The sequence below is a fragment of the Maritalea mobilis genome, from assembly GCF_004363175.1.
Classification (GTDB): domain Bacteria; phylum Pseudomonadota; class Alphaproteobacteria; order Rhizobiales; family Devosiaceae; genus Maritalea; species Maritalea mobilis.
Genome location: NZ_SNYR01000001.1, coordinates 747,831 through 762,982, shown reverse-complemented (window position 1 = coordinate 762,982; position 15,152 = coordinate 747,831). Strand labels below are relative to the sequence as shown.

Here is a 15,152-nt window from a genome sequence, read left to right as displayed (position 1 = left end):
CAACCAATTGATGGTGTGATAGGGCGAGATTAAGTCGCTGTATTGCATTCCAATTTTGGCAATGGGCGACTGGAAGGACTTGCTTTGGGGCAATATGAAGCGATCGCTGGGTAAAATTGTTATATTGGCTGTCGTAACCGCCTTGGCCGTCCTCGTTGACTGGTCAGGCGGTTTTGCGCCGTTTGATCGCTATTTCCGTGAATATCGGTATTCCGCAATTTCCCAGCCGGTTTCTGAGAAATTTGTCATTGTTGCAATTGATCCAAAAAGTCTTGATGCCGTAGGGCAGTGGCCATGGCCACGGCGAGTGCACGCAGATATTATTGATCGACTTGTAGATTATCAGGTTGATGAAATCGCACTTGATATCGACCTGTCGCAAAATTCAAATGCCATAGACGATAATCGCTTGGCGGAAGCGTTGGAGCGGGCGGGCGGCTTCACATATCTTGCGAGCTTCAATCAGCTTGTGCGCGACCGGAACGACGAAGTCCGTCTGTCAACCGCGTTGCCCATTCCGAGTTTTCTAGAGCATGGCGACCCTGTTGTGGTGAATGTTCGGCCAGATAGCGACGGCAAAATTCGCAAAATTGAAAGTGGTGCCAATGTTGGTGGACGCAATTTGATGAGCTTGCCTTTGGCGCTCACTCAATTTGAGGCGTCTGAGGTGAATGAAACCTTCTGGGTCAACTTTGGTCTGGATCTGTCCCAAATAGATGTTATTTCCGCGATTGATTTGATTGAACGGCGCGTTGATCCACTACGATTGACTGGCAAAACAGCGTTGGTGGGCGCAACTGCTGTTGAGCTGGGTGATATTGTGTTGGTGCCTAAATATGGGCACATACCGGGTGTGGCACTATTGGCGTTGGGGGCTGAAAGTCGTTTGGATGGAAATCGGCTAACCCATTTCGGCAGCTGGCCCGGATTGGTGTTGGTTATCCTTTTTCTTCTCGCAACATTGTTGCCGCGCAAATCATGTTCGCTCATGTGGATGGCAATGGTTTACGCCTGTGGCTTTGTGCTGGTTGAGGGGGCGGCCTTTATTGCGCAATGGCAGTTGAATTATTTGATGAATACGTCACCCGCCCATGCGGTGACGTTTGCCATTATCTTATCTTACATTTTGAGTGAATTGACGTCGCGGCGTAATGAGTTGGAGCAGGCCAGCCAAGCCAATGTGCGCATGCAGGCGATTTTGGACCGTGTTGTTGAAGATAATTTTGACGGCGTGATCATCATTGATGGGCAGGAACGCATTCTGTCAGCCAGTGCGCCTGCGGAAGAGCTTTTGCAAGCTCGTCATGGGCTTGCGGGTAAAAAGGCTCAGGTTTTGCCGGGCATACTTTACAAAGAAACAGTGCGCCTGCTGCGGCATCGGGTGATGGAAGGTATTCCGTCCAAAGTGTCCAGCCTGCATATGTTTGAAAACGGCATTTATGCGGATAAGGGCTATCCGGGTCGGGCCATGGCGCTTGAATATTCGGTCACAGTGTCACGTATTGATGCGGGTGATGGGCCGGGCGAGCAGGTGGCTTGTCTCACATTCCGCGATGTGACCGAACGGTTGAACCATGAAAAGCGTCTGTCCTATTTGGCGAACTATGACACTTTGACGGGTGCTTTTTCACGCCAAAAACTAGTGGAAGAGTTGGGGCGTTATTGTCGACCAAAGTCCGACAAGCCGCGCGATATGACGCTGTTGTTGCTTGATTTGGATCGGTTTAAAAACATCAACGATACGCTGGGCATCAGCATTGGTGACCAATTGCTCAAGCAAGTGGTGAAGCGGTTGGGGCAGTTGGGCCTTTATAGTGTGACCCGGTTGGGTGGCGACCGTTTTGCAGCGGTTTATCCGCATATTTTGCAGGAAGAAGAGCTCGCGCCATTTGCAAACAATGTGTTGAACGCGATTGTTGCGCCCTATGCGATTGGCGCGCACCGGGCCTTGATCGGCGCCAGCTTGGGCATGACGGATACTGCAAATTCTGGTTATTTTGCTGAGCAATTATTGACCCATGTGGACATGGCGCACTCCGAAGCTAAGTCCATGCCAGGCAATAGCTATTTTGCCTACCGTAGCGAATTGAGCGAGCGGGTGCGGGACCGTCAATCGATCGAAGTTGCCTTGCTAGATGCAGTGGCTAATGGTCAGTTGTTCTTGCAATATCAGCCGCAGGTTGATCTGGCGACCAACAAGATTATTGGCGCTGAATCCTTGGTGCGCTGGCGCCATCCTGAATTGGGTTTTGTACGGCCAGACCGCTTTATCTCTGTGGCTGAAGATAGCGGCATGATCATTGAGATTGGCCGTTGGGTGTTGTTGCAATCCTGCATGGATGCGGCTAAATCCAGCGCGGGCGGTCGTATCGCGGTGAACGTATCTGCAGTGCAGTTCGAATATGGCGATGTGCTTGGCGATATTGATTATGCGCTCAAGGAAACTGGGCTTGATCCATCTCGCTTGGATATTGAAATCACGGAAAGTGTTTTCGTGTCGAAACAAGATAAGACCATCGGTATTCTAGATAGTATTATTGAGCGGGGCGTTGGCATTGCGCTGGATGATTTCGGCACAGGCTATTCGTCTCTCAGCTATTTGAGCAAGTTGCCGGTCAATAAGATCAAGATCGACCAAGCCTTCGTGCGCAATTTGCCCGAAGACCAGCAATCCATGGCGATCATCAATGCTGTGGTGTCTTTGTCCAAACATATGGACAAGAAAGTTGTTGCTGAGGGCATTGAAACTGAAGAGCAGGCGCGATTGCTGCATCGCGCGGGGTGCCATATCGGGCAGGGCTATCTGTTTGGTCGTCCGCTTGATCGGAAAGAATTCTGTTACTTGCTGACAAGCTATAACGCTCCTCAGCAAAAAGATGCGGTTTAGAAGCCCTATTTAAGGCATATTCCTCCGGCATTTATAGGTTTTTGATTCTCAGAGCGGTTTACATGCGTTTATTGATTATTGCGGCAATGTTCGTTGCCCATTTTAGTGTGCCAGCAATGGCTCAATCCCTTCGTGATATGGCTGGTCAGATGGTGATGATCGGCTTTCAGGGCGACCAAAGTTCCGGCAAATGGCACAATGGCGTCAAAAGCCTAGTGAAAGAGGGCAAGATCGGCGGGGTGCTTTACCTCAAATATAATGTTGCCTCCACCGATATGGTCAAAAGCAAAAATGCGGACTGGCAATCTGTTGCACCAGCAAATCTGCCGTTGCTGATCAGCATCGACCAAGAGGGCGGGCAGGTTGAACGTCTGACCAAATCTGTAGGCTTTGCCGAAATTGCCAGCGCGCAAGATGTTGCCAATTCAATGAATGCAAGTGCAGCACAAGCACTCTATGAAAATTTGGGTCGTCGGCTTGCGGCGCTTGGGTTCAATGTCAATTTTGGCCCTGTGGTTGATGTGAATGTAAACCGCAATAATCCGATCATTGCCAAGTTTGGCCGTTCCTATTCAGCTGATCCTGAGAAGGTCGCCGAATATGGCGCTGCCTTTGTGCGCGGACACAAGTCTGCCGGTGTGTTGACCTCGCTCAAGCATTTCCCGGGGCATGGTTCCAGCCAAGCTGACAGCCATTTGGGCTTTGCAGACATTACACAGAGCTGGCGCGATACTGAATATGTGCCATACAAAAAGCTGATCAGCCAAAATCTGGCGCAAATGGTGATGGTGGGGCATCTCTATCACAAGAGCTTTGCTGAAGCGGGCAAGAATGATTATCCGGCCAGCCTCTCGTCTGTGGCGATTAATGGCGTGCTGCGGCAGGGGTTGGGCTTTAACGGCGTGGTTGTTTCCGATGATATGGAAATGGGCGCCATCACCAAGCTCTATGGCTTTGACGAAGCGGTGATTGCAGCGGTGCGGGCGGGCAATGATATCTTGCTGTTTTCCAATACGCGCGAGCCAAGCCTTGAATTGCCCAACAAGATTATCAATCTATTGGTGAGCGAAGCAGAGCGTGACCCTGCTTTTGCTGAGATGATTAAGCGTAGTTATGGCCGGATTGTGGGCATGAAAGCGATGCTGGTCCAATAACAGACTTTGCCCAGATCTGTTCAACGCGGTAAGGTGTCACAAAAGTGACGCCTGAATCGGGTTAGAAAGTCAGGCGCAAAGACAATGCGAGCGTAAGAAATGATGATGCAACAACAAGAAACCCGGCATGTAAAGGCCTTGTTTATTTCCGATGTCCATTTGGGCATGCGGACCATCCGGGTGGAACAATTGATAAATTTCTTGCGCGCTTATGATGCTGAGACGATTTATTTGGTCGGCGACATTATTGATGGATGGCGCTTGCAAAAATCTTGGTATTGGCCCGATAGCTACAACCTTTTGGCGCAAAAACTACTGCGCAAAGCCCGCAAAGGCGCGCGCATTGTTTATTTGCCGGGCAATCATGACGAATTTTTGCGCGACTATTTGGGCACGCATTTCGGCGACATCGAGATTGTGGATCGCGTGATCCACCATGCAGCAGATGGCAAGCAATATTTGGTGATCCATGGCGACCAGTTTGACGTGGTGGTGCGCCACGCCAAATGGTTGGCGCATGTGGGTGACTGGGCTTACAATTCGGCGCTGCGGATCAATATTTTGGTCAATTGGGTGCGCCGCAAATTGGGCCTAAATTACTGGTCGCTTTCTGCCTGGGCCAAGCACAAGGTTAAAAATGCCGTGAGCTTTATTGGTCGCTATGAAGAAGCGCTGGCCCACGAAGCAAAAGAAACTGGCGTCGACGGCGTTATTTGCGGCCACATTCATCATGCTGACATGCATGACACTTATGGCACGCGTTATATCAATACTGGCGATTGGGTGGAAAGCTGCACCGCGATCGTTGAAAATCATGATGGACAGTTTGAGCTGATCCGTTGGACCGATATGGCCACAACCCCTAATCAAGAGGCGCGTCGAAAAAAGACGCGTGAAGCCGCATGACACGCATACTAATTGTCACTGATGCTTGGCACCCACAGGTAAACGGCGTTGTTCGCTGTTTAGATAAGGTGGGGCAAGAGCTTCGGACAATTGGTTATGACGTTGATTACCTGACGCCGGAACGGTTTTGGACCATGCCCATGCCTACCTATCCGGAAATTCGCTTATCTCTGGCCTCATTGGGGGCAATAGGCGAAATCATTGAAAACTATGCGCCACAGCATATTCATATCGCCACTGAAGGCCCGCTTGGTCTGTTGGCTCGGCATTATTGCACCAGCCATCATTTGGCATTCACCACGAGTTACCACACCCGTTTTCCAGAATATGTCGCGGCCAGATTGCCTGTGCCGTGTGAATGGTCCTATGCCTATTTGCGTTGGTTTCACGATGCAGCAGCGCACACGTTGGCGCCCACGCGCTCTGTGGTGGAAGATTTAAAAGATAAAGATTTTCAACATGTTGTTGAATGGACCAGAGGTGTTGATTCAACGCGATTTGCGCCTGGGCCAAAAACGCTCTTCCAAGATTTGCCGGGGCCGCATTTGGTTTGTGTTGGTCGGGTGGCGGTTGAAAAGAATGTGGAAGCCTTTTTGAAGTTAGATGTGCCGGGCACCAAAATTGTGGTGGGCGACGGCCCTCAAAAGGCAGAACTTGAAGCTAAATATCCTGACGCGGTTTTTGTGGACCGCAAGCAGGGGGCAGAGCTTACCGCTCATTATCAAAGCGCAGATGTTTTTGTTTTCCCATCTAAAACCGACACATTTGGCAATGTGATGCTGGAAGCGATGGCATGCGGTTTGCCTGTTGCGGCCTATCCGGTGATGGGGCCAATTGATGTGTTGACTGATCCTAAAGCCGGGGTGATGGAAGACGATTTGGCTATTGCGGTGACAAAAGCACTGACTTTGAAACGTGAAGATGCACGCGCCCATGCGCTAAAATATAGCTGGCAAGTTTGCGCCACCATGTTCCGTGATTATCTGGTGCCAACGCTTAGCGGCCATGAGCAGGCGGCATAATTCGGCATTTTCCGTCCTAAAACCAAAAACATACCTTTGGACTTGTCAGTTGCTGCAAATCAGCGCACCCTAATTGGGTCAAATCCAAAAGGTTGTTCCCTATGCTATATTCTATGCGCGAGGCGCTCTTATCCCATCGAGGGCGTGCATCTAGCTTTTATGCCTTTAAATTTCTAGCGGTCGGTATTGCCGTGCCGTTTCTACCTTTGTGGTTGAAATCGCAAGGTTTGTCAGATTCCGATGTGGGCTTTGTCAATTCCGCCCCCATTTGGATGATGGTGTTGATCAATATCTTTGTGGGGCGTATTGCTGACAAAGCAAGTGATTGGCGGCAAGTGATCATTGCGGCCAGCTTGCTGTCTGGATTTGCGTCGATCACCTTGTTTTTCGCGCAAGGGTTTTGGGCCATCCTGTTTTGTTGGACCCTGACGGTGCTGCCCTTCATGGTTGGCGCGCCGGTAACTGATGCAGCCACTGTGCGGATGGCGCGGCGGCGTAATTTGGATTTTGCCATGATCCGAGTGTGGGGCACTGTGGGTTATGTGGCAGCCAACCTATTTTCGGGCTGGATGCTCAATCTTTCAGGTGTGGGTATCTTCTTGCCGCTATTTGTCAGCTTCTGTCTTATTCGCGGGCTGATGTCGCTGCAATTGCCCAAATTCCGCTCAGAAGCGCCAGAAGATGAGAAGCTTGGGCCAGAAGTTGTTGTTGCCCCGCCACATCCTTTGCAGGCGCAGGAGATTAAGGATGCATTCCGTCCTTGGTTTGCTTTGGCCATTCTCGGCTCGGCCTTTATCGTTGCATCGCACGGGCCGCTTTACGCGTTTGGTTCTATTTTGTGGGACCGGGCAGGTCTGCCTTCAACCATCATTGGGCCGCTATGGGCCATTGGCTCTGCTGCTGAAATTCTAACCTTCTTTGTGTTTGCCCGCATTGCCAAGCGGTTCTCTGCACGTCATTTGCTGATTTTCGCCGCTGGTATCACCGTGTTGCGCTGGGTCGGCATGAGCTTTGATGTGCCGGTTTGGGGCTTCTTCTTGCTGCAAATGCTGCATGCGGTCAGCTTCGGCATCACCTATTTGGGTACGCTGAATTTTGTTGCCAACTGGACGGCGGAGAAGTTCGCTGCTGAGGCGCAAAGCCTCGTTCAAGTGGTATCACAGGCTACGCTGGCCACATTCATTGTATTGTTCGGCTTTGTCTTTTCCAACTTCGGGGCGCCGACATTTATGTTGTCAGCCATTTTGGCGGGGCTTGGCGGCGCGTTGATCTTTGTTTCGCTTGTGCTGGTCAATCCTCGCAGCGAGGCTTAATGCTTCTCGCACCAGAAACTAACAATCAAAAAAGGCGCCCCAGAATTTGGAGCGCCTTTTTTATTTGTTCGTTATGTTGTGGCGGCTAGTTCAAGCGACCTTGGGCATGTGCCAACATTGTGTAGATCTTGCCGCGATCAGATGTCAGCAAGGCTTGTGTGTCCCGCACAGGGTCAACGCCGCTAGCTGCATCACGCAAGAGCTGTTCAAACTCGCCCATAAAGTCTTTGGCGGTGCCAGCAAACTCTTGGTCTTGCTTCAATGCTTTGCGTACATCGTCAAAAATGCTTTGGCCTGCCAGGGTGTAAAGACGACGAGAGAACACGCCGCTTTCGCCATTCTGGTAACGCCGCCAAGCATCAACCAATGTTTTGTGATCCACAGCCTCAATCATCTCTGATGTGAGGTTTTTCAAGTTGCCACCGCGGCGGGCGCTGCTGGCCTGCTGGTTGGCTGAAGCGTTGCGCAACAAGCTGCGAACCCAGCTGCCTTCTTCGTCCTGCTGGGCTGTTTTTGCAGCCGTTTGTGCAGGGGCAGGTGTTTGTGCCGCACGTTTGCGCTCAGCTTCTGCTGCGCGGGCATCTTGCTCTTCAATCTGCTTTTCCAAAAGCGCGGCCAATTGCTCTGATGAGATATCATCGTCAAAGCGGTCATCTTGCTGCTGCACAGGCTGGCTTGTTGCTGCTGGCCGTGGCGCTTCGGTGCGGGCAGGGCTCAAAGGCTGTTCTGCACGCCGTGGCGCTTCTTGGCTTTGCAAGGTGCTTGCTGTGCGTGGTGCTTCAGGTTTTGGCGTTGGGCGTTGTTCAATTGTTGGGGCCGCGGCTGCCGCTTTCGGGGCAGGGCGTGGCGCAACAGGTTGCGCGTTCACAATTTTGTTCAACTCTTCCAAGGCTTCAATTTGCTCTGCTACCACTTGGCGCATTGCTGCTGCACTTGCCTTTGTTTCCTCCGGCAATTCCATCACGCCGCGTTGCAATTCTGAACGGGTTGAGCTCAGCTCTTCGCTCAATTCTTTTGCAGTCAGGCGCATCGCAGTTGATGTTTCGTTGAACCGTTCAACAGCAGATTGGATTGATTGCTGCATTTCGTCGATGAGTGACTTCTGTGCTTGTTGCAATGCTGTTGTTGCACGCTGGCTTTCCACGCCGGCAGTCTCAGTCAAATCGCGTAGATTTGTTGAAACAGTGTTGGACGCGCTGCTCACAGTTTGTGTCAGATTATCTTGGGTCTCAGCGATCCGAGATTCAGTTTCACTCACTGTGTCAGACAAGGATTTAGCGAAGGTGCGCAAGCGGGCATCAATTTCTTCGGCACGCTTGGTAAAGCCAGCCACCAAGGCATCCATTGCGGTGCGGCCGCCTTCAATTGTGTCCACAGTAACAACTGACGCGTCGGTGAGTTCTTTGGCTGCATTGGTGAAGCCTGCGGCTTGACCATCAAGCACATGCTTGATTTCGCCAACCTCTTGCAACAGGCCATGAATGGTGCCTTGCAACGCATTCACATGCTCGCCCATCAAGCGACCAGCGTCGTCGGTGCCTGCAAGGGCATCGCGCACGGCGTCTGAATAGCGGGCAGTGTGTTTTGCCACGCCATCTTCTAGCGTTGCCAAGTTGCTGGTTGAGGTTTCCAAAACTTGCTGCAACAGCATGTTGGAATCGTTCAGCTTGGCCAAGGCGCGGGTCACATCTTCTTCTATACGTGAAGTTGAGTGCGCCATGATCTCTTCGGCACCGCGTGCATTTTGCTCCAATGCGTTGCGCAACAGATTTTGCTGCTTTTGCATGCGCTCTTCAATGTCAGCAGTTTTCTTGTCGATCAGTTTCGCGAGGGTGTCAGACTGTACGGCCACAACTTGGTTCATGGCGCGTGCTTTGTCGCTTAGCTCTTCAGCGGTGTTTACCGCACGTACGGACACCAATTCTTCCATCGCAGTAGAGGCGCCACGCAATTGCTCCATCGCGCCGCGGATCACCAGATCCATGCGTGAGGCAGTGCGTTCCACGTCAGATGAAATGTCGCTGGTCAAGCCAGTGAGTTTTTCATCCAATGCAGCGGTGATCTGGTTTGCGCCACTATCAATATTGCCAAGTGCTTTGTTGAAGCTTTCAGAGAAGGCAGAGTTCATTTCGCTCAAGCGGGTAGCAGTTTCATTTGCACGTTGTGCAATTGCATCAGGCAATGTGCCCAATTTGTCTTCGATGGTGCGAGACAAGTGCTCGGTTGAAAGTGCCATGCGCTCTTCGCTCTCGGCCACACGGGCTTCGATAGAGCTTGAAAGACCTTCGGTTGCGCCGGTGATCCGCTCTTCGGCAGCGCGTGTACGTTCTTCCACAGAAGAGGAGAGGTTTTGCGTTGCTGCTGCGATCCGCTCTTCGCTGCCACGGGCGCGGGCTTCCATCGCATCGGACAAGCTTTGTGTTGCCGCTGTAATGCGTTCTTCGGCTTCCAGTGCACGCTCTTGCATCGAGGTTGAGATATTGTTTGCCGCTGCAGACAAACGTTGCTCTGTCGCAGAAAGGCGGCTGCCGATGGTTTGATCTAGCTCGCTGGTTGCTTTTTCAAACAGGCCTGCAGAGCTGCTCACAGCGCTTTCCACGCGACCAGCCAAGGTCTCGGTGCTGGCCTCTATATTGGATACAGCGTCGGTCACTTTGCCCGCAACGCCAGTTTCGGCGTCAGACAAACGTGCAATCGCCGCATCAATTTGGTTGCCCAAATTGTCGTTCACGCGGGCCACTTGTTCCTCAATCATTTGAGAAACGTGGTTGGTGCGTGTTTCCATGGTTTCGTTCACATCGCGCAAGCTTTCATCAATGCTGTCGCGGAACAATTGACCGGATTTTTCAAAGGTTGTGCCCAACTCTTTGGTGCGGTTTTTCATGGTCGCATCAAGGTCAGCGGCGCTGGTTTGCAGCACAGTGTTGAACTCAGAAGTGCGCTGATTGATGGTGCTTTCCAGTGACTGGGCGTGTTGTTTGAACCCTTGCTCATTTTCATTGAGCGTTTTGATCAAACGTTCGCCTTTTTCACTCATGATTTCATCCATGGAGTGGAGGCGGCTGTCCAAAATAACGGCCACTTCATCTACACGGCTGGTGAGCTGCGAAATGGTGTCTTGTCCAGCATTGGCCAACAACTCGCGGGCTTCGGCAGCGCGTTCGTCCAGCGTGCCACCCAATTGGAGCAGGGCAGATTGCACTGCGCTTTCCAAATTGTTGGTTTGAATGGAGATGCTTTCATCCACGCCTGAGCCAAAGTCAGCCAAAGTGCGCTGCGCATATTCTGCGTTTTGCAAAATCTTGGAGGCGAGGTTGGAGCCAACATTTTCCATGTTTGAGGCGATCTCTTCGCCGCGCAAGTTGAGATCAACGAGCACAGATTCGCTAGACGCACGCAAAACGCCAGAAAGCTGGTTGGTGCGTTCTTCAATAATGCTGGAGAATTCAGATGTGCCATCTTCAAGCGAACGGGTGAGGCGGGCAATGCGCTCGTCCACATTTTCGCTAAAGCTGCTGGAACCACGGGCCAACACGTCATTAAGGGCGTTTGTACGCTCTTCAATGGTTGCGGCCAGATTCGTGTGGCGCTCGCCAAAGGCATCCAGCATATAGGTGGTGCGTTCATTAAGCAGATTGTCCAACTCGTCACGCTTGGTGTCTAGCGTTTCGCTGAAATTGGTTGCACGGGCGCTCAACACTTGGTTGAGGCGAGCGGTGCGGTCTGCCACTTCGCTTGAAAGTTGCTCGGTGCGTTCCACCAAAGTTTTGTCGAAGCGCGCATTTTGTTCAGAAAGGGTCGAGCCCAATTCTTCTGTGCGCATCGCAACTTTTTCAGACAATTCGTCTGACCGCATGGCCAAAGTCTGATCGAAGCTCTCGCTGTGCGCAGAAAGAGTGCTATTCAGTTGGTCTGTGCGATTAGCCAGCGTTTGGTCAAAGCTGTCGCTGTGAGCAGACAAGGTGCTGTCCAACTGCTCAGTGCGCGAGGCAACTTTGTTGGCCAATTCGTCTGCACGCTGCGCCAATGTTTCGTCAAACTGTGCGCTTTGCTCAGCCAGGGCAGAGGCCATGGCGGCGGTGCGTTCGTCCACCACAATGTTCAGCTTGTCTGTGCTGTCGTCCAACGCTGCCACAAGGTCCGTGCGGCGATTGTCGATGGTGTTGGCAAAGCGGTCTGATTGTTCTTTAAGCGCGCCAGTGATCTGGTCGCCTTGGCCTGCGATAGATTGAGTGATGTCGCCGCCAGTTGTGCGCATTTTGTCCACAAATGATGAGCCAACTTCGTCCAATTGCTGGGCAAAGCCAGAATGGGCGTCAGAAATAGCTTCGCGTACGCGCTCAGAGTTGGTCACCACGGCATTGCGTTGGTTGGCCAGTTCTTCGATCAGGGCACGCATGCGCAACTCATTGTCCGCATAGGTGCGTTCAAGTGAGTTCACTTCATTGTGGACCATCACTTCCAGCTCACCTGCGCGAGAAAGCGCACGTTCCAGCCCGTCGCCAATGGCGTTCACTTCGCGGCGCACAGCTTGGCCCACGGTTGTGATTTGCGCTGTCGCTGTTGATTCAGGTTCCGCAAGGCGCAAGGCGGCTTGGGTCATGGAAGAGGCGGCCAAGCGCAAATCTTGAGCGCGGCGCACAATCAACGCGATGGCAAAAAAGGCCAGCACTGGGATCAAGAACAGGGCAGAAAAGCCCGCAAAGTCGGGTGTTTGGACAAGTGCTGTGAATTCGGTGTTGGCCAAATCTGCGCCAAAACGCATATAGCCAAGTGTACCGATGATCACCATCCAGCAAATAGAGGCCAAAGCCGCCAACCAGTATGGCGTTGTCGAAGGCTTGGACTGCATGGAATATAGAATGCCTGCGGCAGTGGATCGGTCATCATTGGCCACAGAAGCTGCGCGACTAGCGATCCGCTCGGCTGAACGAGAGCGGCTTTCACTGGCGCGTTTTGAGCGCCCGCGCTTTTCTTCTGACGATGAGGTGGCTTTATCCAAGCTTGGTGCTTTACTGGATTTTACATCTGAATCAGATGAAGATTCCAATGCACTTTCCACTGCTGAGAAAGCCAGCGTGGCTGGATCATTAGAGGAGTTTTTATTCTTTGCCATACTCAATACTACCTTTTGCGTCCGCACAATGCCCGGCGAACTTAGGGTGAGCTGAGGCAAGTTTTGTGCATAATGAACACAACTGGAGCGTCCTCCAGAACTTAATAAAGCATTAAAATATAATGCATTTCGGGCCACAGTACCCAACGCCGCCGAACGTTGGTATCATGCCTTTATACACCAATTGAAGGTGATCGAGACATTTTTATTAAAAATTAGTTAACGTGCAAGCGGCCTTCAATTTCAATTTGTATCAATTTTTCGGCTTCTTACGGGCTTTAAAGCTTGATTCAACCTTGTTTGATATGTTGTGGATAGTTTGAGTTCACAAGGAGTATAGGCCGATGGCCGGGCTTGCAATTGATCGTGATGGAGTTGGCTTTTCTGTTGATGAAGGGCGTCCACGTGCCATCGATTTGGCGTTTTTGGCGCGCCAGACAATGGGCAACAAAAATCTCGAAAACGATATATTGCAGCTCTACCGCAAACAATTGCGCAAATTTGAACCAGACTGGGCGAAAGCGAAAAGCTTGCCGAATCTTGAAATCACCATTCATGGCATGCGGTCTGCCGCCCTTGGAGTTGGGGCTACTTCCATTGCCGAGTTAAGCCGTTCTGCTGAGCAAGAACTTCGGCAAAATGGAACGCAAATGGGCGAAATTTACGCTCAATTGGGTGATGCTGTTCGCGTTGCTCTTGAGTTTATCGACCAAATTTTGGGCGAATAGCCGCACATCTTCTCTCTTTGTTGTGGTTGTCATGGGCGCTTAGGGGCGCTATATGGCCACTGATCAGAGATAAGGGATAATTTCATGGCAAAAATCACCTATGTTGAAGCCAATGGCACCAAACATGAAGTTGAAGCTGAAAATGGCTCAACCGTCATGGAAAATGCGATCCGCAATGCGGTGCCGGGTATTGTTGCTGAATGTGGCGGCGCATGCACCTGTGCCACATGCCACGTTTATGTGGATCCAGAATGGGTGAGTGTAACGGGCGGACCTTCCATGATGGAAGAAGATATGCTCGATTTTGCTTTTGACGTGAATGACCGTTCGCGCCTGTCTTGCCAGATTAAGGTGAGCGACGAAATGGACGGTTTGGTCGTGCACGTACCAGAAAATCAGGCTTAGTTTAGCCTTAGAATTTCATTCCAGAATTCGCCATTTGGCGCAAAAATTCTATCAAAGGGGCGGGTTGTGAGTTTAATTTACTCACCGCCCCTTTCTTTTTGGGTTCGGTTTTCTCTTTTTCCCTGTGAATGGGGAAATAAAAAAGCTATTTTATTTCAGTAGCTTGGCAATGGTTCGCCCCTCGATTATTTTGTGTAACAACTTAGACGAGGCGCGATGATGACCAAACTCGGCATTTTCCCAGTATCTATGAAGGTACGGGGCAAAAAAATTGTGATTGCAGGTGGCGGCCCAGAAGCCTTGGCGAAAGCTCGGTTGGCGGCCAAAACTGATGCCCACACCATTGTGGTGGCCCGTAAAATTTTTGCTGATTTCGGCGGCTTGGATATCACTGTGCTGGAGCAACCTTTCACCGAGGATTTGCTTGAAGGCGCAGCCATGGTGTTTTCCGGTGATGAAGGGCCAGATGCGGATTTGGCCAAAGAGGCAGCGCGGGCGCACGGCATTCCGTTGAATGTGGTGGACAAGCCAGACGAGTGCGATTTTTACACCCCGGCCATTGTGGATCGTGCTCCTTTGTCCGTTGCGATTTCATCTGAGGGCGAAGCGCCTGTGATGGCGCGGTTGGTGCGGGCTAAAATTGAGGCCTTGTTGCCGCTGTCTTTGGGGAAAATCGTGAAATTTACTGGTGGCTTACGCGAGAAAGTTGAGCAAACGATTCATTCGGGTGATCAGCGCCGCAAGTTCTATCAAGATTTGCTGGCCTCGCCGAAATATGAGCGGCTGGTGGCTGGTGATCAGGATCAGGACGCGCACTTGTTTGCGGACTGGTTGATGCAAGCGCGTGCCGAAGGGCAGGGCTTTGTGCACTTGGTTGGCGCAGGTCCGGGTGCGGAAGATTTGCTAACGCTTCGCGCGCAGCGCGTGTTGCAAAGCGCAGACGTGATTGTGCATGACCAATTGGTGCCAGACGCCATTGTGGAGATGGGCCGCCGCGATGCGGAACGTTTTGCAGTTGGTAAGGCCAAGGGCCGTCACTCCTTCACGCAAAAGCGCATCAATCAGATGCTTGTCGATTTGGCCAAGCAGGGCAAGCGCGTGGTGCGGTTGAAGTCTGGCGATCCGATGATTTTTGGTCGCGCAGGCGAGGAAATCGCGCATTTGCGGGCAAACAATGTGGATTTTGACATTGTGCCAGGCATCACCTCGGCTTTGGCTGCGGCGGCAGACAGCGAAACCGCTGTTACATTGCGCAATGTTTCTTCAGGCATCGTGTTCGCAACAGCGCATGGCGCAGACAATCAAGTGGTGACCCATTGGGCCAGCTTGGCGAAGTCCGGCATTTCATTAGGCATTTATATGGGCAAGTCGATCTTGGCAGATGTGGCCAATGATTTGATCGCCCACGGGTTGGCAGGTTCAACGCCAGTGGGTGTTGTGGTGAATGCGGGCCGTGAAAACAGCACTCGTCATTTGGGCACATTGGCGGACGCTGAACAATTGAAAGAACAATTGGCCGAAGGGCCAGCGATCGTTTTCATCGGTGAAGCGATTGCCAGTGGCAATTGGCAACAATTTGAGGCGCAACTGCCTCAAACATTGCAAGTGGCATAGGTGGGGC

The 15,152-nt window shown here is 51.6% G+C and carries 9 protein-coding genes; 8 read left to right on the top strand and 1 reads right to left on the bottom strand.

The genetic code is table 11. From position 1 onward, the window contains the following. The first annotated feature begins 94 nt into the window (after positions 1-94). From ATL17_RS03585 to ATL17_RS03565, 5 genes are all read left to right on the top strand, one after another. Complete coding sequence (locus tag ATL17_RS03585) at positions 95-2,887, top strand: EAL domain-containing protein (RefSeq protein ID WP_166638877.1); 2,793 nt, start codon at positions 95-97, stop codon at positions 2,885-2,887. A gap of 62 nt (positions 2,888-2,949) precedes the next feature. Beyond that, positions 2,950-4,041, top strand: a complete 1,092-nt coding sequence (locus ATL17_RS03580) for a glycoside hydrolase family 3 protein (protein ID WP_133571394.1) — start codon at positions 2,950-2,952, stop codon at positions 4,039-4,041. A gap of 102 nt (positions 4,042-4,143) precedes the next feature. After that, positions 4,144-4,947: a UDP-2,3-diacylglucosamine diphosphatase gene (locus ATL17_RS03575; protein ID WP_133572181.1), complete on the top strand. Its 804-nt coding sequence runs from the start codon at positions 4,144-4,146 to the stop codon at positions 4,945-4,947. Beyond that, the gene (locus ATL17_RS03570) at positions 4,944-5,969 is read left to right on the top strand and encodes a glycosyltransferase family 4 protein (RefSeq protein ID WP_133571393.1); all 1,026 of its coding nucleotides are present in this window, start codon (positions 4,944-4,946) and stop codon (positions 5,967-5,969) included. Before ATL17_RS03575 ends, ATL17_RS03570 begins: the two co-directional genes overlap by 4 nt. 101 nt (positions 5,970-6,070) lie before the next feature. Beyond that, positions 6,071-7,282 (top strand): MFS transporter, encoded by a 1,212-nt coding sequence (locus ATL17_RS03565; RefSeq protein WP_133571392.1) that lies wholly within the window; start codon positions 6,071-6,073, stop codon positions 7,280-7,282. Between the two features lie 85 nt (positions 7,283-7,367). On the opposite strand, the gene ATL17_RS03560 is transcribed toward ATL17_RS03565, so the two are convergent. Beyond that, positions 7,368-12,398, bottom strand: a complete 5,031-nt coding sequence (locus tag ATL17_RS03560) for an apolipoprotein A-IV repeat region-like domain-containing protein (RefSeq protein ID WP_133571391.1) — start codon at positions 12,396-12,398, stop codon at positions 7,368-7,370. Between the two features lie 344 nt (positions 12,399-12,742). Between ATL17_RS03560 and ATL17_RS03555 the strand changes: the two genes are divergently transcribed. The 3 genes from ATL17_RS03555 (at position 12,743) to cysG (ending at position 15,145) form a co-directional block, all read left to right on the top strand. Continuing rightward, complete coding sequence (locus ATL17_RS03555; protein WP_133571390.1) at positions 12,743-13,126, top strand: hypothetical protein; 384 nt, start codon at positions 12,743-12,745, stop codon at positions 13,124-13,126. Between the two features lie 84 nt (positions 13,127-13,210). Next, on the top strand, positions 13,211-13,531 hold the full coding sequence (locus ATL17_RS03550) for a 2Fe-2S iron-sulfur cluster-binding protein (RefSeq protein WP_027834381.1): 321 nt from the start codon (positions 13,211-13,213) through the stop codon (positions 13,529-13,531). A gap of 219 nt (positions 13,532-13,750) precedes the next feature. Beyond that, the gene (cysG, locus tag ATL17_RS03545; RefSeq protein WP_133572180.1) at positions 13,751-15,145 is read left to right on the top strand and encodes a siroheme synthase CysG; all 1,395 of its coding nucleotides are present in this window, start codon (positions 13,751-13,753) and stop codon (positions 15,143-15,145) included. The last annotated feature ends 7 nt before the right edge of the window (positions 15,146-15,152 follow it).